Below are 20,243 nucleotides of genomic sequence, written 5' to 3'. Positions count from 1 at the left end.
CGTTACCTGTCCATACTTATAACCTCTAAAGACTAGGATGAATATAAAAGGCATGAGTCTGGGCTTTCATACCGAAGCCAATACCAGACAGGTACAGTTGCCCGCATCTTGTGTTTAATTTTATGAAATTAACTTCTACTTTGAGAGATAGTAACTATCCGAATTGATATCAAGAATATCTATGAATGTATTACAATTAATAGTATGTTCAATACCTATTTTAAAGGTACCATCAGAAGAATAATTAATATCAAGGTGATTTAATGGATGTAATTTTCCATTTTCGTGCAATTCATCAAAATCAAATCTTAAATATCCTGGTTCGAAAATAAGTAATTTTTTTAGAATTTGCCATATTTGATCTTTATTGGGTTTACTTTCAAAACTGTCTATGATTTGTATCAATTCAGAATCTAAATCAAGGAGCCCTTTAATTTCGTTTTCTAAAAAAATTTCTTCGTATGCTGACTTTAAAACTGTCAAATTTAATGCATCTAACTCTAAATCTGTAGAAAAATCATAAATAATGGGATTTTCCTCCTCTAATTTTACTTCAATATTAAAAGGAAAATTAAAAGAGAAAATTTTATTTTTAATTACAAAAAACAGCCGTTTCATCTTGTCAACTCTTAAAATAATATAATTGTTATCTGGTCTTTCTAATATATCTCCATTTGTTAGTAGGGGGATTGCTTCTAGCATTATCATGATAATGTCATTTTTAGTTCTAATTGGTTTTGATACAATTTCGACGAATCTTTTAGTCATTCTTACTGTAAACTCTTTCATTCCAGCACCCTAAATCAATTCAATGTTTTTACTTATTACTGCATAAATTTTATCTACATCCACACTGTCTTGTAACATAACGTGAACTACCCTATGAATTTGTTCTTTAATTCTAAGGTCTTGAATCTGAAACGTCTGCAAAATCTCCTCAACAATTTCATATTGAGATTTATTTATAGTTGCTTCAAGCATTAGTTTCGATTTGTCCATTATTTCATTTGGTTCAGGTTTTTTAACTTTTAGTTTTCCTGTATCAATTAGTTCATTAACTGAGCGATTAATTTCTTCATTAAGATCGCCATTTTCCTCTGAAAGAATTAAATAACTTGTAATAAATGACCTTGTGAGCATCATATACAATGAATTCCTAATAGTCGTATTGCTATTTAGCGCTGAGGTTGTTATACAGATAATGAAAGGGAACTCTAGCCCTTTGATATTATTTCGATTACTAATAAATAAGGCATCATTCGTCTTAGTTTTCACTTCATAACCCTTAATAGAAGACCAACCAAACAATTGATCAACTTTAATAATTAGTTGCTCTGCAAGATTATAATTTGAGTTATCACCCTCAAGAAATACGATACCAATATCTCCAGGTTCAACAGTAGGATTCTTTTCTCGAATATCTTGTATTGCCGACAAAACATTTTCTAAATACTTACCATTATCAGCAACTCCAACTTTAAGGCTAGTAATATTTTCATCAATGTTCTCAAACCTTTTTAATGGTTCTCTTGATAAACTGTAATACTCCCCTTCTTTTTCTATTGTATAGCCACAAGCCTCCCACTCATCATCACTTAACCACCTAACAACAGGTCGCTCTAATAGTCCAAATCCTATTGCATGAGCGAACATCAAAGTTTTAGGATCAGTTCTATAAACTCGGTTTAATAGAAAATCAGGCTTAATTTCAGTATTTTCATTATAGTAATAAATACTTTGAAAAATATCCCCAGCTATATAAACTTGTTTTTTTGTTACTTTTTCACATAGTTCAAAAAATGCTTCATTAAAATCCTGACTCTCATCAATTAGAATATAATCAAAGTATGGTTCAAATGTCCCTTCTAATTCAAGTTGATTAAGTTTTTCTAAAGCATTTTTACATACTGATTCAAAAGATACTGCCCAACTGTATCTCTGAAAAGGAATATGATAGTGACTACAAATAAAACTATATAAGCCAGAATTTCTATCTACTTGAGAACCCCAGCTTCTTTCAACCCAAAGTCGCTCATTCCATTTAATTTGCTCTTCTACTTTCATAAAATCGAAAAAGTTTGGAATTCTTTCCTTCAAACTTTTTGCCAATATTTTACTGAAACAAGTAAAAAAGATTTTTGAATTTTCCTCATTTATGTATATATCCTTGAGTTTATGTAAGAGCAATTCTGTTTTACCTGTCCCTGCTAGTCCCTGAATTGTTACTATTTTTTTATCCGGTTGTTTATAAATAAATCTAGTTTGTTCACCGTCAAATAAGATAATATTTTTCTTTATTTGCTCTAACGAATTGGTAGGGAGTTCACCGTCAACGCGGTCAATATCATTTATACTCCCTGTTAGTAAAGATATTATTAACTCTCCTTTACGAGCATTTAATCCAGATAAAGTATTATCCTTTATAACTGTTAAAATATCATCATTAGAATCAAATTTAACATCCTTTATAAGTTCGTCTCTCCATTTTCTTGGTCTACCTAAAAAGCTTTTATAATTGTATTTATCTGATATGTATCCAAGATCTTCAATAAAGTCTTCAGAAAAATCTTCGAATGAACTAGTATCACTTCCTACATTTATTAATAATAGCTTCACATTAGGAATAAGAATTAAAATGGCTTCTTTGTAAGAATATTGGTATTTTCTTTCACCAACAGGCTTATTTATTATATATACTTGCCTTTTCTCTTGTTCAGCAAATTTTTTCAGACTACTTATTATTAATTTTACTTTAGAATTACTTTCCGTATCTGTATCCAAGTGTTCAAAAAAATAGCTACTTTCCATTTATTTTCATCCTTTTACTTTTTCTTATATTTAATATATCATTGCTAAACAGTTTAATATACTTTTTCTATATGAATGCCCAAGAGTATTTATTCAAAACCATATAATTGCTGGTTCTGTATATTTGTGGCTAGTAACTGCTGCTTTACCCAGTTGTTTGTTCAGCCAGATTTTATATTGATGACTTTATGTGTAATTCTTTTTATTTTTATCAAGGTATAGTATATAACCTAAAGGAGATTTTTCTCATATTTTGTTAATATTACTGTTAAGATTATTACATGTAAAGTTTGTAAATAGCTCCTATAAATAATACATTTTATAAAATTAGAAACAAATCAATAATTTAATAGTTTTAGAATAAAGTAAAGTGATTAAAGTGTATTTTGCAAGAGAAAAGTCCAGAGATTTGCAACGAGAAATGCAGAGTGTTGCCACCCAATATATTTACAATTTTTTTGAAAGTGCGTTCGCTAATCGAAAACTTGATCCTGTGTATGAGATAATATGTGCATGATGAATCAAGCGATCTACTAACGCAGCTGTCAGTCGCGAATCGGAGAAAACACGATTCCACTGGCTAAATTCAAGATTTGATGTGATAATCAAACTTTTTTGTTCATAACACTCTGAGATTATTTGGAAAAGTAGCTCTGCACCATCTTTTCCAAATGGGAGATAACCCATTTCATCTAAAATGATTAAATCAACTTTCTCTAGTTTTTTTCGAAAGCTTGTTAATCGGCCATTGGCCAGTGCAGATTCTAGTTCCTCTACTAGATGAGATACACGATAAAAACGTACTTCAAATCCTCTTTCACATGCTCGTCTTCCTAAAGCTGAGGCTAAATGTGTTTTCCCTGTACCAGGAGATCCAACCAAAATTACATCTTCTTTTCGTTTAATAAAATCTAAATTCATCAATTCTTCTTTACTCAGATGGTGCGGTAAACTGATATCCTTATGCCATTCATAATTCTCTAAAACTTTATAATCTAGAAAGCGTGCTTTTTTAATATTTCTTGCTGCTCTGGCTTGCTCTCGTCCATCACGTTCCTTTAATAATAATTGGTGGACGAATTCATTTGGCGTTGTAAAGGGAACATCTTCAAATCCTTCTGCTATATGAGCTAGACGTAGTTGCTTACATAATTGATCAATGGTTTCCTTCATGATTCTCACCTCCAATCGGTTGTAATGCATCATACTGTGACCACTCGACATCGTAAGGATTTGATACAACTTCATCATTCTTTGAAATCAGTTCGTAGAACTGTTCATTGATTCCTTTCATATCATACTGTACTAATAACGTAATAATTTCATTGATACGTTGTTTTCTTAGAGACAGAGAGGGTGTTAGTAAGTATTCACGTACTCTTGCAGGTAAATACTCACGATAGCGTGAATGTCCGACCACTCGTGGTTTATAAACCCAATCTTTTAAGATATCTTTCCAGGGAATTAATCTACGTTTTCTCATATAGGGTCTTGCATCGCTTAATAGTACTTCACCTTCGTTGGTAATAACCTTAAATTCATTCCAAAATGTGATGCAATACAGCTGACTATAGTTCTTTGCTTTTGGTACATGAATAAGATGTTGATCTAATTTGAACTCATTGTATTTATTAAATTTGATTGTCGTTTGTTTAAATACTGAATAATCATTATCTGGTAATTTAAGCAATTGCTTTTGTTCGCATGCCCAAAGGTCTTCGATTATAGCTTCTTTTCGGTAGTGCATTCTCTTTCTATCTATTAAAAACTTTTGATAGAGTTGTTCCGTCAGGTCATCAAAATCCTTGATAACAGGTGGTACACTAAAAAAGTTATACCGTACATAGCCGACTTTTCTTTCGACATTCCCTTTTTCATGGCCACTTCGTGGATTACATACCTGTACTTTAAATCCATAATGATTTTTAAATGCCATGAATTCATCTGTTAATTGTGCCTCGCCTTCAGATCCACGTACCTTTTTAACCGCAGGTGTTAAGTTATCAATTCGAATGCTTAACGGAATACCTCCAGCTTGTTTAAATAGTAGCTTTAGACCACTTAGAAAGCACTCTTGATTTTCAGAGGGAAGAGGTACTACAAAACCGGTATTACTTGCTGGGAATGACATAATTAATGCATGTACATCAACGATTTCACCTTCATGTACAGCCTCCATTACACCAAAATCCACTTGAGCTTCACCCTCTGGATGAGCTAATCGTTCGTATCCTTTCGATTGTTCGTCATCCCTTGCAGCTTTACAATTTGCAATAAAGTCGCAGACTGTTCGATAAGACCCTGGAAACCCTAATGCTACTAGTTCCTCATGCATTTGCTTATTTGTTCGCCTTAGTTTTTTCTTCACCTTCGAATCCTCTTCTAACCAATCTAGAACTATTTCTCCCCAACGTTCTTCATACATCATTCCTTTTTTTAGAAATGTTTTCTCTTGAGGAAGTTGATCCCCATCCCCATATTTCTTTGCTGTTCTCCAATTTATATCTAATGTATCCGCAATTTGGCTAATAGATAGTCCTTTTTCGTTTCTTAAAGTTTTGATACAATTAACTTCAGACATTGCTAGCATCCTTTCATTCCTCCACTGATGAGATTCGACACCTTTACAGTAGAGTGACTTGGGGTGGCTGGCAAGTCTTTTTTTGTGGCACTAAAAAAGTGCTAGACTCTGTACAAATACGTTGCACTAGTCTGCACTTTTATTTTGCAATAAACATCTTATTAGTGATTTAACATAAACATCATAAATATCTACTAAAAATGGTGATTGATTTAATAACTTTTCTGATAGAGATATACACCCTTTATAGTCACCTATGGTATATTTTTCTATCACTGCTATGATATCTTTAGAGTTGTCGTTTATAACGTTTTCGTAGCAACCTAGTCTTAGTGATAGACTTGATAAAATTGTATCACTAATTGCATTATCCAATAATTTAATGGAATCTCTTATTAAAGAAATTTCTTCTTTTTTTTCTGTATTTGAAGAAATATGACTACAAATTTTTATTAAAGTCATATACCTATCTATTAATGACATTTTACTTTCATATGAAAGAATAACATTATATTTATAATATTCTATATTGTTTAAATTTAGTTTAAACTGCATGTATTCTGAAAGATTTATTAAATACTCCGCTTCTGAATTTCCTTCAATAAATTCTTTTTTTACTTCTTCAATTCTAGAATTGTATTTATTTGGTGATACATTTTTTTCTGCTCTAATACTAAAATAACTAGTTAGAAAAACAACTATAGGTTCAATATCTTTATTTTTAGTAATGCTGTTTACAAATTCTTTTTGTTTTTCATAGCCCTCCATCTCTTCAAGTAATGCAATCCTATTCTCAATTAACCAATTAGAATAACCAAAATCACTTTGAATCTCTGTTAATATATCTCTAGCTAAGTCAAATTTACTTTCCAGCAAATTTTTATTAAATTTATCTTTAAGAATTAAAAATTTATTTATTTCGCTTTTATATTGACAAACTATTAATGCGTTCCAATATAATTCCCTACCAATATCATTAGAGACATATAACATTTTCGCTTTCCCTAACTGAGATAATTCCTTTGGAAAAGGATTTCCTGCTATTAATTTTCTGTAAATTGGAATACTATAAAGACCATTTACAAAGTTAATTAATTCACTATTTGCTAAATTAACTTTATTATATGAAATTCCTTGAAATATATTTTTAAATTTATTTAATTTGTTTATGGCAAACTAAATATGTAGGGAATGGCAGTTAATTTGTGTAGGGCCCTCCGGGCCCTACACAAATTAAAAAAACCACTTGTCAACTTCTCATAATAACTTTAAACTCCTCGTTGGACCAACAACGTTTAACAGGAGGCTATTAGGAGATGTTAGCAGTGGCACAAATTGATTATATCAGACATGAAGTGAATCAAAAAGGTGGAACTTATTCCAGTGTGGCAAGAAAGATGGAACTGGATCCTCGTACAGTTTCTAAGTACGCGAATCAAGAAGAGTTTCCAGTAAAAAAACCACAGAAAAGAAGCTCTAGAGTGATGGATCCAGTGAAGCCTATTTTAGATAAGTGGATTCGAGAAGACTTAAAAAAGAAAAAGAAGAATCATAGAACTGCCAAAAGAATGTACGAGCAGTTAGTTAAGTTTCATAGCTTCGAAGGTTCTGCACGTACAGTTCGTGACTATGTTTCAAGAAGGAAGAAAGAGCTAAAAGAATATATAGAAGGAGCTTCATTACCTCTTGAATCCATACCAGGAACAGCACAAGTTGATTTTGGTACAGCACCCTTCTTATATGAATCAGAGATAATAGACCTACCGTATTTAGTGATGTCATTTCCGTACAGTAATTCATTCCTGTTTCAGGTATTTCCTTCGGAAAACACTGAGTGTTTACTAGAGGGCCTACAACGTATGTTTCACTATATGGGTGGTGTGCCGACAACGATACGATTCGATAACTTATCCCCCGCCGTGAAAAAGATAAAAGGTAAGGGTGAACGTGAACTCACTGATACATTTGAACGTTTTGTCTTACACTATGGGTTCAGTTACGAATTTTGTAATCCTGGGAAGGGGAATGAAAAAGGACACGTTGAAGCAATGGTGAAATATGTTCGAAATAACTTCTTCTTACCCGAGTGCACCATAGTGGATCTCGACCAATTTAATGAAACACTTTGGCAATGCGCAGAGGAAGACCGAAATCGTCCACACTACTTAAAAGAAACGCTTCAATCAGAGTTATATAAGGAAGACAAAAAGGAATGGCTTATCCTTCCTGAGAAGAAGTTTGAATGTGTGCGTTATCAGGAAGTGAAGGCAGATAAATACGGGATTATAAACATCGATAACAAGGAATATTCAACGTCGCCTAGATTTGCCAAGCAGCGCATAAATATTTGTGTAACCTATAACTCTATTATTGTATTGAACGAAGAACGTCAGGTTATTGTAAAGCATTCTCGTTTATATGGAGTAAAAAGAAGGTCGATGAACTGGCAACCATATTTACACTTACTATCAAAACGTCCAAAGGCAATTAAATATTCTAGTTTATATGACCAATTTCCTCTTGAATGGTCCAACTTTTTAAGAGATTGTACAGAAGAAGAGCAGAAAGAAGTTTTACGTCTTTTAGCTACGCTCTTAAAAAATGATGATTTTACTTTATTGAATGAGGCATTAGAGTTAGCTTCTTCACATGGTCATCCTAGTGCGGATCAAATCAAGCATTGTTTCTATTCTCTACTAAATCAAGGTACATCTTATGAGGCGATTACTCCTCGTCTTAATGTTCCAACAGTACCTAGCGCAACTCGTGGGCTTTCTCATTACGATGCTTTTTTTCAAGGGGGTACGAGTGAATGAACGAGCAAATACAAGCCTACGCAAAGCGACTAAAGTTAAGTTGGATTAGAGAGAATTTTAATCAAATAGAAGCAGAAACAAATGAAGAGTACCTATTAAAGCTTTTTGAAAAGGAAGTCCAAAATCGGGAAGAAAGAAAAGTTAATTTATTACTAAGTCAAGCTCAGCTACCGAAGACAGGTTCTACGCCTTTCCAATGGGAACATATACAAATTCCACAAGGAATTGAACGTACAGCTGTCATTAATGGTGACTTTATTAAGGAGAGGGAAAACCTTATTTTATACGGTGGTGTCGGTACAGGAAAGACTTATTTGGCAACATTACTATCCTTAAATGCCATACATAGATTTGGCAGCCAGGTAAAGTTCTATACAGTGGCAGGCTTGGTTAATAAACTAATTGAAGCAAACCAGAAAAACACTCTACCAAAGCTGATGAAACAAATCGAAAAGCTAGACCTTTTAATACTTGATGAGCTCGGCTATATTCCGTTAAACAAAGAAGGAGCAGAGCTTTTATTTCAAGTGATTTCTATGTGTTATGAAAACCGAAGTATAGTGATTACAACCAATCTTCAATTCGGTCAATGGAATCATGTTTTTGGCGACCCGATTCTAACAGAAGCTGTCATTGACCGCCTGATTCACCATTCTCATTTACTTGTTTTTAAAGGAGATAGTTTTCGTTATAAAGAGTCTTTATTGCATCAATAATTTGAAGTGACAAGTGGCATGCATATTTAATTGCCATTTGGTACATTTTTTAATTGCCAAATACATTTAATTGAGGAATATATTTGGCACCATTTCTTTTTCTCTTTTTTGATTTAGTATTCATGTTCACATCTCCAATTTCAAGATTATTTAAAAATTGTCGAATTATTGTGTATTCTGCTAAATTATACCACATAGTTATTTTTTTGAGAGGTTATAACCATTTTTTAATTATTAATGTATATGTATATGGGTGTAATATTCTCTAATTTCTTAATAACTAATCCCAAATGTTTTCTGCCCTTTCTAAAAAGTTAACACATTTATTTATTCTTCAATTACTGTGAATTCAATTTCTTCATTCAATATACTATCCCTCTTATTCTCTTTCTTTAAGCTTCAACAAGCATTACTTATAAAACGTATGAGTAAAATGTTTGTGGGAGAATAAATATCCTTTTTGTCTAGTTGGGGGACGAGTCCCCCAACTAGACAAAAAGGCCACCAAGCGAAAGCGCGGTAGCTGGAAAAAATTAAGTATTAAAAAAGAGAGCTTCCTTTTGTAAAGTAGAGTTTGACTAGAATACTACGAAAAGGAGAGGCTCTCATGAATCAATGTAACACAAAAATGCCATCATTAAAAGAATTGGAAAAAACTTTATTTCGAACACTACAAATGACCTTTCAAGAAATCCTTGTTCAAACATTAGAAAATTGGGATCTAGAGATTGCTCAGCAACGAGACAAAAGAAGATTTGCTTTACGAGATAAACGAGAAATACGAGTAGATACAGCGTTTGGAGCAGTGGAGCTGAAGCGTAATTATTATTTCGATCGTGTAACCAAAAAATATATTTGTCTGTTAGATCATTATTTACAGTTTCAAGGGAATAAAGGGTTTAGTCCACTATTAGAAGAATGGGGGCTAGAATTAGCGACAAATGGTTCCTCCTATCGAAAGGCGGTGGAAACGTTCGAACAATTTTTAGGCTATTCGGCGATGAGCCACGAAGCATTACGGCAACATCTTCTTCATACAAGCGTACTTCCCGCTAAGGAAAAACGTCCTTTTCAAAAGGTGTTGTTTGTCGAAGTAGATGGATTATATGTGAAGAGTCAAGAAAAGAAAAAGCGTGGATGGGAGTTGAAATTCGCCGCTGTACATGAGGGATGGAAAGAAAACGGAAAGCGAGTCAGGCTCCGAAATAAAAGGCATTTTCTCTATGAAGAAAAAGAACCCTTTTGGGAAGCTTTTGAAACATTCTTACAGAATCATTATGCGTATGATCCAACCCAAACCTTGCTTATTATTAATGGCGATGGAGCAGGCTGGATAACGGCATGTCGGGAGTATTTTCGGGAACGCGCCTTTTTCACCATGGACCGTTTTCATGTCGCTCGTTCGATGAAGCAACTAATGAAGAGCCATCCTCGATACCGCTACATGAAAAGAGCGTTAAAAAACTACCAGGTAGAAACATTACTTCTAGAGTTGAATAGCGCAGTAGGAACAATGGATACACCAGAAGAAGAAGAAAAACTAGCACATTTCCTCGGCTTTTTAACGCATCATCAGGAAACCATAAAAGATTACCGTAGTTGGTTACAGGAGAAAGGCGTGGACACGACAGCGTATCGTCCAATGGGAAGTGCAGAAGCAATGATGAATCAATTAGCCAAACGATTAAAAAATGGAAGAGCATGGAGCAAAAAAGGCGTCATGAGCATGGCACGTTTGTGGATTGGGTTGAAGGATGATCTATCTATCCAAACGATATATGGAAAATGGGAAAAAGCCACGGAAAAATCAAAGAAAGAGCATCGACCGAAAAGAAAAATACCCACAAAATTAGTAACAGAAACCGTGCGTCAGAACATGCCATACTTAAATCAAGCGATTGGAAAACCCGTTCACTTTGCCTTACAGGGATTAAAAGGTTTTTAAAAAATGAGAGAATCAACAGTTGGAAGAACAAAACCAATTGGAAAGCGGATACAAACTTAGAGGTTTTACTTTATAAAAAAGGGAGCTAAAAAAACTCCCACAAAAACTTGACTCAATCTGATAAAACTAGCGCTAATCCTTCTTAACCTTAAATATGGTATAATAATAAAATCGTCTAATCCCTATATACCAAGGTTTTAGACGTTTATGATTAGCCATTAATTAAATGTTTATATGTATTAACAAATGTTCTTATTGTGAGGTGAAACGAATTGGCTATAACAAAACAACATGAATATTATGAAAAGCGACTAGAGGAACTTCTAAAGGAAATGCCAGACTTTATAAATGAATATGTAGAGGCCAAAATGGATAATCGCTCCCCTCTTACTCTATTCAATTATGTTAGAGATTATAAGGAATTTTTATCTTGGTTAATGGCTGATGAAAGAGTCAAATGGTCTAGTTTGAAAACATTTCCAGTAGGCATATTAGGATCCCTACCCTTATCTGATGCACAAGATTATTTTAAATATGTCGGTCGGAAAAAGTATGAGAAAGCAAATGAATCTCATAAAATAAGTTCAAAAACAGTTAATAGGCATAAGTCCTCCCTTCGTTCGCTTTTTAATTATTTGACTATAGAAGCAGAAGTTCCAGGAACACAAGGAGAACCTTATTTTCATCGAAATGTAATGAAAAAAATTCCGATTAAAAAAGTTTCGGAAACTTTTAACGAAAGAGCACGAAAGATTTCTGAGAAGATTTTTATTGGAAATGAAGATCTCGATTTTTTGGAGTATATAAAAAACGAATATGAAAACACTCTTTCGGCTTCGGAATTAAAGTTCTTTAAACGTGATAAGGAACGAAATTTTGCTATCATTTCATTATTTTTGGGTAGCGGAATTAGAGTAAATGAATTGATAGAATTACGTCTTAAAGATATAGATAGTAAAAATAACGAAATAAGTATTATTAGAAAAGGTGGCAAGAAAGATACTATTCCAGTTACTCCTTCTTCGATGTTAGATATATTAGATTATCTAACTATTAGAACTGAAAGGTATAAAGCAGGAAATGAGGACAGTCAGTATCTATTTGTTAAACAATATAAAGGAGATACACTCCCTCTTACTGCTCGTGCTGTTGAGAATATAGTTTATAAGTATACCAAATCATTTGATAAACGAATGGCCCCCCATAAATTAAGACATACTTACGCTACTAATTTAGCTGAACAAACAGGAGGAGACATTCCACTTATTATGAACCAATTGGGGCATACTCAATCTGATATATCCTTACTTTATATCAATACATCTAGAGAAAAAGCTAAGCTTGCTGCAGAACGACTTGACCAAAGGAGAAAAAAATAAAAAAGGAAGCATTAAAGTCAAAAATTTATGCTCCCTTTTGTTTAATCATTTGTAATATTTATGTATTATAAATATCTCACTTCTGCTGTACGGTTAGAACCTTAATTACTAAACCTAAATCTTTGTTAATTTTATCTTTAGCCATAACAATTAATGAAATTGGGTTAAGATCTTTGTTAGGGTTGTTTTTATCTCCAATCAAATCTGATTTTTTAGCTGCATTCTCAATATTAATTTTAAAATCACATTTTAAGTTATTACTATGAATATTAAACAAGAGGCGTTTCAATTGAAACGTCTTTTTTAGTTTAGATTCTACTCTAAGTACATCTGTTTTATAGCCAAATTTAACCCTATGTTGTCGCTATAATCACATAGTATTGTAAGATGTTCTTTATCTATACCTCTTATGACTGAATTTAAATTTGTACCACTCTCTTCTGCTTCTTTTTAGAAAAATACAAAATCAAAAACGGTATACCATTTGCATCTATATTTCGAATATAATGTACCAGTTATCTGTCCACTTTCCCCTTTTTCCTTTAAGCAATAAAAAGGTTCACCAATGACTGATTCGTCAGGTAGTACCACCTCTAAGCGCTTCTGAATTGTTGCGGCAAGTAAAGAATCTTCATTTCCAATAATCAATTTGATTCCGTGATGTTTAGCAAACTTATTGGCTCCATGGAATGGCAACAGTTTTTTTGACAAATTTTATAAGGTGCAGAACTTCTTTCCGTATGCTATTCCGATTGTCCTTGACAATGAGCCTCCTCGGATGTGACGATCTTCGGCAGGAGCTAACAGTTAAAGTTAGACTGCCTCGCTAGCGTTAGCACATCCGAGCTCATTATCAAGGATTCGCTGCGCCAATCTCTGGTTACGGTAACCAACCGGTGTCTCGTAGCCAAGTGTACCGTGCAACCGAAGGTGGTTCCACCAATTGACATAGTCAAATAACTCCAAATCCAATTGTTGTAAGGTTTCAAATGTGTATTGATAGACAAATTCTACTTTCAGCGACTTATAAGTTGATTCAGCTACGGCATTATCAAAAGGACAGCCTTTATGACTCAATGATCGATTGATGTCAAAAGTTGTTAATAATTCATCAATAGCTTGGTTATCAAACTCTTTTCCACGATCAGTATGAAAAATCTCAACCTCTGTCAGAGGTTGTTTGATACGGCTAAATGCTTTTTTTACTAGAACGGCATCTTTATGTTCTCCACAAGAATAGCCGAGAATTTCTCGATTGAACAGATCCAAAATGAAACAGACATAATTCCATTTTTTCCCGACTCGTACATAAGTCAAGTCTGTTACGATCGCTTCTAATGGGTTGTCTCTTAAGAATTTACGATTCAATACGTTTGTCGTTTTGGCTTCATTGCAAGTAGAATGATGTACTTTAAAATAAGCAACAGTATAGCTCGATTTTAATCCTCTATTTTTCATGATTCTACTAATTTTTCGTCGGCTGATCTGAATGCCTCGTTTTGATAAGGCTTTTTTTATTTTTCTTGAGCCGTAGGCCTTTCGGCTGCGGATAAATTCTTCAGCGATTGCTTCTTCAAGTTCTGATTCGTCTTTCTTTGGTTTTGATTGATAATAATAGGACTGACGTGATAGACCTAATATTCTGCACATCGCTGATATAGGGTAAAGATGCTTATTCGCATCGATTACTTGTCTCTTCGTCCGAATATCAGCGCTGCTTGCTTTAAAATATCATTTTCCATTTCTAATTGCTGGTTTCTTTTATGTAGTTCTAACAATTCTTTTTGTTCAGGCGTAAGATTATCTTTTTCTTTGAATGAACCACTCGTTTTAGATTGCTTTACCCATTTGTCAAATGCTGAAGCCGTTAGTTCATATTCTCGAATGATTTCTACACGTGGCTTTCCAGCTAAGTAAAGATTGACGATTTGTTGCTTGAATTCTTGTGAAAAAGTTCTTCGTGTTCTCTTAGACATAAAAATTCCTCCTGGTATATTTTCTTCTAGTCTACACACCTTAATTTTTCTGTCTAGTTAATTGTAGCCTATCCAGTTTTCGACTGGATATGTTAAGGTAACAAACAGTAAATGACACGTTACAGACTGCAAAATGTACCAACTGAAAAAAGAAAGAATACCGTTGTGTGCTTTATTTCTCGATCAGCTTTTAACATATGAGGAAATGTTTTTATAAAAAAAGAGTAGTTACCGTTTTTTGGTAACTACTCTTTTCCTTTTTTAAGGTTTAAATACCTGGAAGTTTAGGTGTTTTGGGTATTGGTGGTGTAGGTGGCTGCAAGCTTTCCATTTTTTGTTGAATTGCTTTAAATTCAGGGGTTTCTTGGTGTTGATTTTGAACCATTTTTTGCTCTATTCTCTCCAAAGTCGGTTGAATTTCTTTCCCTGATACTTTACGATTTAATTCTCTTTCTAAGGTCTCTTTCGGACTAATGGAAGGCGTTTCTAAGCTTGAATAGAGTTTCACTCCTTCTCTATTGTAAAGCCTTATATCGCTAAATAAGCCCGTTTTATGAAGGGTTTCTAAATTGGTCGGCAAGTTTTTGACAACAATATCATGCGCTTGTTTTGGTGTTGCCCTAGCTGTCATTGGATCATCTGCATACATGGTTTCATATCGTTCAATCGTTCCTAAGTATGATTCAATTTTCGGTACTGCCGTGACGTACATTTTTGTTTCATAACCTTTAGATTGAAGCATTGTGGCTGTTTGAATAGGAACGTCTGTTGTTCGTCCTGTTCCTTCAATCACTAAATTATAGCCTTGATCGCTTAAACGGCTAATAAGTGCTTCTGTCATACGAACATAGTTGATTTATTCACCATACTTCCCATTACATCGTAAAACGCTATATTTAAGATTTCAAACAACTATATTAATAGGAAGAAAACTTCATTTTTCCTCTTAGTTCTATAAAAAGTGTGGCTAATTTGAGGCAAAATATTAAATTAAATTTGCCACAAATTAATGGCTCCACTATTATTTTAAATCAAGAAGTAGTAAATAATCTTATTTTTTTACTACCAGACTGTCTTTAGATATTAGCTTTTCGTCACCCACTACAGTTGACATAGACCCACAAAAAACTTAAAAACCTTGCGATGTAAGACTGGCACGGAGAAGACCAATCTATCATCACAAGGTAAGAGTATTCAAATCTTATTGAAGACTCAAATAATAACAAATTTTAATTAAGGATAGTAATATCATAGATTTTTCTAGAAGTTTCTTGAGGTGAAATTTTCGTTACCTGTCTTTTATCTTCTAAGAAATTACCTTCTTCAAGTGAAGTGGAGAGACCACTCCAAGGTTCCAAAGCAATGAATGGACTTTTATTAGTTGTAGACCACAGAATCAAGTTCGGAAAATCATCAAAATCTACTCGAAGACCTTTACCAGACTTCCTTGACCGAAGCGTTACGCTACGAGACTTGAGCTGGTCAAATGTAATGGCATCATGGGAAAAAAGTGAGTAGTCCAAATCGAGAATCTTTTGATTTTCCAAAAAAGGTGTCCGATCTTGCAAATCTAATAATCCTGTCTCAGGAAAACTCTTTGGTATCGAGCAAGACTCAACCTCACTAAATTCAATATAATAATCCTCATAGTTTTCACCTTCTACTAAAGGACAATTGAATGCTGGATGGGCTCCAATAAAGTAAGGCATTGTTTTTTCCATTTCCAAGTTCGTTACCTGAAATTCGGTTCTAATTGATTTACCATTCAAGGTATAAACAACTCTCAGTTCAAACTGATATAGGTAATTATCAAGCATCTCAGCATTCGGTTTAATACTAAAGGTCACGCTATTATCATTGACTTCTTCCAGAATAAATTCTTCTTTTCGAACAAAACCATGTCTACGAATAAGACCTGTAAAAAAGGGTCTTTCTTGAGGTCTATAAATAGCCCAATCATTTCGTAAACTACCACAGATAGGAAATAGAATAGGCGCCTGTCCATTCCAATAATTTGGATCAGCTTGCCAGAGATACTCTATCCCATCCTTGTCTTTAATCGAAGTCAGTTGACCACCAAGTGTTTTAAACTGAACAGTAAGATACTCGTTTTTTAATTCGATAGTCACAACTAATTCCTTTCTTTTTATTATTGGAAAGGCAAATAATTTACCTCGAAGTGAATAGTCTCACGTATTTCTACATCGAGTGATTGTAAAAATTCCCATTCAAATGCTGATAACTCTAAATCAGAATGGCAAATCCACTCTTTTCCAGTTGAAACATACCATTTACCACATTTTAGCAACGGGGTAGCTTCAAGCTCAGGAATCATAGGACAATCTTCGAAACTAACAATATATACCTTTTCAAAGCCTGGTCTAAATAAGTGTTGTACTTTTTCTAAAGTATCGGATAACAATTTTTTACATTTTCAAGTAATATTACTCTATCACTTGAGTTTCTGCTACTTTCTTATACCAATGAGCTGATTTCTTAGGATAGCGTTCTTGCGTGTCAAAGTCTACATAGAATAGTCCATAACGTTTTTCGTATCCGTTTGACCATGAGAAGACATCCATAAGTGACCAGATGAAGTAACCTTTAACATTTGCACCATCCGCAATTGCGTCTGATAAAACTTCCAAGTGTTTCTTCACGTAATCAATACGACCATCATCATAAACGGTATTATCTACAAACTCATCTTTGTATCCAAGACCGTTTTCAGTGATGTAAATCTTCTTGTAGTTTGGATAATCATTTTTCACTCGCATGATTTGGTCATACAAGCCTTCAGGATAAATAATCCAGTCCCAATCCGTTCTAGGCACATAATCTGGTGCGATTCGGCGACCAACACCTTTAATCTGGTACTTAGAACTTCCTTTTTCACCCTTACCATTGTGAATGATTTCAGTCTCACCATCAAAGGCTTGCATCCAATCACTCATGTAGTAGTTGATACCAAGGAAATCGTTCAAATCTTTAGCTGCTTCAAGTGCTTGGAAGTCTTCATCACGAAGATCAAGTTCTCCACCATTTTCAGCTAGGATGTGGTTGACCCCTTCCATCGTTTTATCTGAATAGTGTCCAAGGTAGGTTGCATCCAAGATAAATTTGTTATGGATGATATCTTCTAACTCAGCGGCACGAACATCTGCTGGATTTTCTGGATCATAAGGGTATTTGGTTGGCAACGCATGTACTACACCAATTTCGCCTTTATAACCTTTATCTTTATACAATTTCACAGCACGTGCATGAGAAACCATCATATTGTGGTGTGATTGGAAGACTTTGGCAAGATCATATTGAATGCCTGGAGGGAATTTACCAACCAAGTATTGACCATCTCCAATTGGGCCAATTTCATTGAAAGTTGTCCAGTAGTTTACTTCTGGGAACTCTTCAAAACAGAAAGCGGCATAATCTACAAAGTGTTCTATATTTTCGCGGTTTAAGAAATCTCCATCTGAGTGAAGAACTTCTGGTGTGTCAAAGTGGTGCAAAGTCACGAATGGCTCAACATGACGTTTGTGGCACTCGGCAAAAAGATTATGGTAGAATTCAACACCTTTTTCATTTACTTCGCCATAGCCAGTTGGGAAAATACGAGACCAGGCAATTGAAATACGAATACCATTAACGCCATATTTTTCAGCTAATTCTAAATCAACAGGATATTTATGGTAAAAATCACTTGCAGGCTCTGCTGTGTACCAATAATTGTCTTCAAGATACTTATCCCATGCAACTGGGCCTTTACCATCCGTGTGAGTCGCACCTTCTGCTTGATAAGCAGCTGTAGCACCACCAAAAATAAAATCTTTAGGAAGTGTTTTAGTCATAACTATAAATCCTTTCAAAAAAAGCATTTGAGACGATATTCTGAGTTCCGGAAACCAAGGAAATGAAATGAAATGCAATGATATGGTTAACAATATTATAAGGAACTGAAAGAATAATCTCGTCTCAAATAACTTTTACAAATTTATTAATCAAACTGTTGTTGAACAAATGCAAGAGCACCTTGTCCATCACGTGTCAATTTGATATATTGAGCTCCTTCAGTTTTTGCAAGTTTAATGCCCAATTTATCTGTTTCAGCCTTCATATCATCGAAGTTTGAAGCGACCTGTGGAGCCAAGATAACCAAGTCAAACTCTGGCAACATTTCACGGTGAGCACCGTAACTACCCGCTGCCGCTTTGACTGGAACATTGTATTCTGCTGCTGCTTTGTTCAAGGCATTGGCAAGCAAGCCACTTGTACCTCCACCTGCACAAAGAACAAGGACATTAGTTTCTTTTGTGATATTATTGTTTGCTGCTACATCTTCTTTAGCAACGCCTGCTTTTCCAAGAACGGCATCTGCTTTAGCAGTATTGAAGTTTGCAGCTACTTTTTCTTTAAGAGCATCGTTTGTTTTACCAGAACGTTCTTCTTCAAGAATTTGTTCATCGTATACCTTAACAAATGGGTAATAAATGATAGTATCAACAACTACCAAGAGTCCGGCTAAGATAAATGATAGAACTTGGAAGTTAGTACCGAGTACAATTCCCAACGGACCAGGAGTAACCCATGGAAGGTTGGCAGAGAATGAGTTCATGTTCAATGTGTCAACAAAGAATTTAAAGATCCAAACGTTGACAATCGGAGCGAAAATGAACGGTACAAAGAAAATCGGATTCAATACGATTGGTGCACCAAATAAGATTGGCTCATTAACCCCAAAGAATGTTGGAACAACTGAGGTACGTCCGATGGCACGGTTACGTTCTGATTTACAAATCCACATGAACAAGAATGGAACAATCAATGTAGCTCCTGTTCCACCCATGGTAACAATAAACATTTGAGTACCAGAAGTGATAACTTTATCTGCATGTTGTCCAGCTTGGATAAGATGCAAGTTGGCATCGATATTGGCATAAGTGATAGCAGCGATTGCTGGTTCGACAATTGAAGGACCGTGGATACCAACAAACCAGAAGAAGGCATAAGCACCAAAGATAAGTGTAATTCCAAGGTAACCATCTGCAGCTGAGAAGAGAGGAGCAAGAAGGGTACCGATTGATTCTGCAACGGTTACACCAAGAGTTCCCTTAACAATGAGTTCAAGTCCATAAAGGAGAACAACCGATACAGTGAATGGAATCAAGTCTTTAAATACTTGAGAGATATTTGGTGGAACCTCTTCAGGCATACGAATAGTAACATTATTTTTCACACAGACCTTGTAAACATTAACTGTCACAAAGGCTGCAATAAATGCTGTCAAAAGACCTTTTGTTCCCATGAAGGCTGTCAAGAAGCCTCCTTCTTTTGCTGGCTCAGCTGCCATCAAAAGGAACCCTACCATAGACGCTAGCATCGTAGATAAGAAGTTAATCTGATTGGTCGCAGGTAGGTCACGGTTCATTGAGTCCGTCAAAGCTTTAGCGGTAGTACCACCAACAAAGAATGCTAGGATACCCATCGAATAGCTATAAGGAGTCATCAAGAAGGTCTCAATGTCTTTTGACCAGTGGAATCCCCAAGCATTTGGGACATAGGCAATAAGGATAAAGATAGATGAGAAAAGGATGACTGGCATACCAGCGATAAATCCATCACGAATAGCACGAAGATAGATGTTTCGAGAGATTTTCTCAAAGAACGGTTTCCCTTTCTCAATAAGTTCAATGAGTTTATGCATTATTTTGCTCCTCTTTTATAAAGTTCGATGAGGTGATGAATCACATCTTTTAATAAGACAGTAGTCATTAAGTGGTCCTGACCATGCATCATGGTAACGCTGTATGGAAGTTCCTCCCCAGAAGCTTCTCGAGCCAACATAGCTGTCTGAGAATTGTGAGCCTCTGCAATACAGCTTCCTGCTTCTACTACAAGACTATCTGCCTTAGCGAAATCACCATTTTCAGCCGCTTTAAGCGCTTCTAAAAGTTTAGAGCGAGCATCTCCAGCATAAGCAACAATTTCAAACCCTAAGAGAGTCATCTCTTCTCTGTTCATA

The 20,243-nt window shown here is 34.7% G+C and carries 18 protein-coding genes; 4 read left to right on the top strand and 14 right to left on the bottom strand.

From position 1 onward, the window contains the following. Positions 1-135: 135 nt before the first annotated feature. The 5 genes from NST60_RS11890 to NST60_RS11870 all read right to left on the bottom strand — a co-directional run bounded on the left by NST60_RS11890 (position 136) and on the right by NST60_RS11870 (position 6,382). Positions 136-789, bottom strand: coding sequence for a hypothetical protein (locus NST60_RS11890; RefSeq protein WP_341098840.1), 654 nt, complete (start codon positions 787-789; stop codon positions 136-138). Positions 790-798: 9 nt separating this feature from the next. Next, a complete protein-coding gene (locus NST60_RS11885) occupies positions 799-2,808 on the bottom strand; it encodes a DEAD/DEAH box helicase (RefSeq protein ID WP_341098839.1) in 2,010 nt (669 codons plus the stop codon). Between the two features lie 447 nt (positions 2,809-3,255). Then, a complete protein-coding gene (istB, locus tag NST60_RS11880) occupies positions 3,256-3,981 on the bottom strand; it encodes an IS21-like element helper ATPase IstB (protein WP_341098838.1) in 726 nt (241 codons plus the stop codon). Continuing rightward, positions 3,965-5,398: an IS21 family transposase gene (gene istA, locus NST60_RS11875; protein ID WP_016205473.1), complete on the bottom strand. Its 1,434-nt coding sequence runs from the start codon at positions 5,396-5,398 to the stop codon at positions 3,965-3,967. Before istA (NST60_RS11875) ends, istB (NST60_RS11880) begins: the two co-directional genes overlap by 17 nt. 117 nt (positions 5,399-5,515) lie before the next feature. Further along, positions 5,516-6,382 (bottom strand): hypothetical protein, encoded by an 867-nt coding sequence (locus tag NST60_RS11870; RefSeq protein WP_341098837.1) that lies wholly within the window; start codon positions 6,380-6,382, stop codon positions 5,516-5,518. 323 nt (positions 6,383-6,705) lie between these two features. Between NST60_RS11870 and istA (NST60_RS11865) the strand changes: the two genes are divergently transcribed. From istA (NST60_RS11865) to xerS, 4 genes are all read left to right on the top strand, one after another. After that, positions 6,706-8,205 carry an IS21 family transposase gene (gene istA / locus NST60_RS11865; protein ID WP_012961019.1) on the top strand — a complete coding sequence of 500 codons (1,500 nt, stop codon included), beginning with the start codon at positions 6,706-6,708 and terminating at the stop codon, positions 8,203-8,205. Next, on the top strand, positions 8,202-8,921 hold the full coding sequence (gene istB / locus NST60_RS11860) for an IS21-like element helper ATPase IstB (protein ID WP_003320558.1): 720 nt from the start codon (positions 8,202-8,204) through the stop codon (positions 8,919-8,921). Before istA (NST60_RS11865) ends, istB (NST60_RS11860) begins: the two co-directional genes overlap by 4 nt. A 607-nt stretch (positions 8,922-9,528) precedes the next feature. Then, complete coding sequence (locus NST60_RS11855; protein ID WP_100525934.1) at positions 9,529-10,866, top strand: ISLre2 family transposase; 1,338 nt, start codon at positions 9,529-9,531, stop codon at positions 10,864-10,866. Positions 10,867-11,138: 272 nt separating this feature from the next. Then, positions 11,139-12,245 (top strand): tyrosine recombinase XerS, encoded by a 1,107-nt coding sequence (gene xerS / locus NST60_RS11850; RefSeq protein WP_341098836.1) that lies wholly within the window; start codon positions 11,139-11,141, stop codon positions 12,243-12,245. Between the two features lie 76 nt (positions 12,246-12,321). Here the strand turns inward: xerS and NST60_RS11845 are convergent, their stop codons facing one another. The 9 genes from NST60_RS11845 to NST60_RS11805 form a co-directional block, all read right to left on the bottom strand. Continuing rightward, positions 12,322-12,534: a hypothetical protein gene (locus tag NST60_RS11845; RefSeq protein WP_341098835.1), complete on the bottom strand. Its 213-nt coding sequence runs from the start codon at positions 12,532-12,534 to the stop codon at positions 12,322-12,324. A 161-nt stretch (positions 12,535-12,695) separates the two neighbouring features. After that, complete coding sequence (locus tag NST60_RS11840) at positions 12,696-12,956, bottom strand: hypothetical protein (protein WP_341098834.1); 261 nt, start codon at positions 12,954-12,956, stop codon at positions 12,696-12,698. 102 nt (positions 12,957-13,058) lie between these two features. After that, a protein-coding gene (locus NST60_RS11835; protein WP_341098833.1) for an IS3 family transposase occupies positions 13,059-14,221 on the bottom strand; the annotation gives its coding sequence in 2 pieces (ribosomal slippage) (positions 13,059-13,945 and positions 13,945-14,221; 1,164 coding nt in all). Between the two features lie 268 nt (positions 14,222-14,489). Then, positions 14,490-15,062 (bottom strand): zeta toxin family protein, encoded by a 573-nt coding sequence (locus NST60_RS11830; protein ID WP_445304395.1) that lies wholly within the window; start codon positions 15,060-15,062, stop codon positions 14,490-14,492. 388 nt (positions 15,063-15,450) lie between these two features. Continuing rightward, positions 15,451-16,350: an aldose 1-epimerase family protein gene (locus NST60_RS11825; RefSeq protein WP_341098832.1), complete on the bottom strand. Its 900-nt coding sequence runs from the start codon at positions 16,348-16,350 to the stop codon at positions 15,451-15,453. A 20-nt stretch (positions 16,351-16,370) separates the two neighbouring features. Beyond that, the gene (locus NST60_RS11820; RefSeq protein ID WP_002305107.1) at positions 16,371-16,643 is read right to left on the bottom strand and encodes a DUF3884 family protein; all 273 of its coding nucleotides are present in this window, start codon (positions 16,641-16,643) and stop codon (positions 16,371-16,373) included. 22 nt (positions 16,644-16,665) lie between these two features. Next, on the bottom strand, positions 16,666-18,072 hold the full coding sequence (gene lacG / locus NST60_RS11815; protein ID WP_002290548.1) for a 6-phospho-beta-galactosidase: 1,407 nt from the start codon (positions 18,070-18,072) through the stop codon (positions 16,666-16,668). 146 nt (positions 18,073-18,218) lie between these two features. Further along, positions 18,219-19,925 (bottom strand): lactose-specific PTS transporter subunit EIIC, encoded by a 1,707-nt coding sequence (locus NST60_RS11810; RefSeq protein WP_341098831.1) that lies wholly within the window; start codon positions 19,923-19,925, stop codon positions 18,219-18,221. Continuing rightward, positions 19,925-20,242 (bottom strand): PTS lactose/cellobiose transporter subunit IIA, encoded by a 318-nt coding sequence (locus NST60_RS11805; protein ID WP_002290550.1) that lies wholly within the window; start codon positions 20,240-20,242, stop codon positions 19,925-19,927. Before NST60_RS11805 ends, NST60_RS11810 begins: the two co-directional genes overlap by 1 nt. Position 20,243 lies beyond the last annotated feature (1 nt).

The organism is Niallia sp. FSL W8-1348, assembly GCF_038006745.1.
In the GTDB taxonomy this organism is placed as follows: domain Bacteria; phylum Bacillota; class Bacilli; order Bacillales; family Cytobacillaceae; genus Niallia; species Niallia alba.
This window is presented reverse-complemented; position numbering and strand designations above follow the sequence as displayed.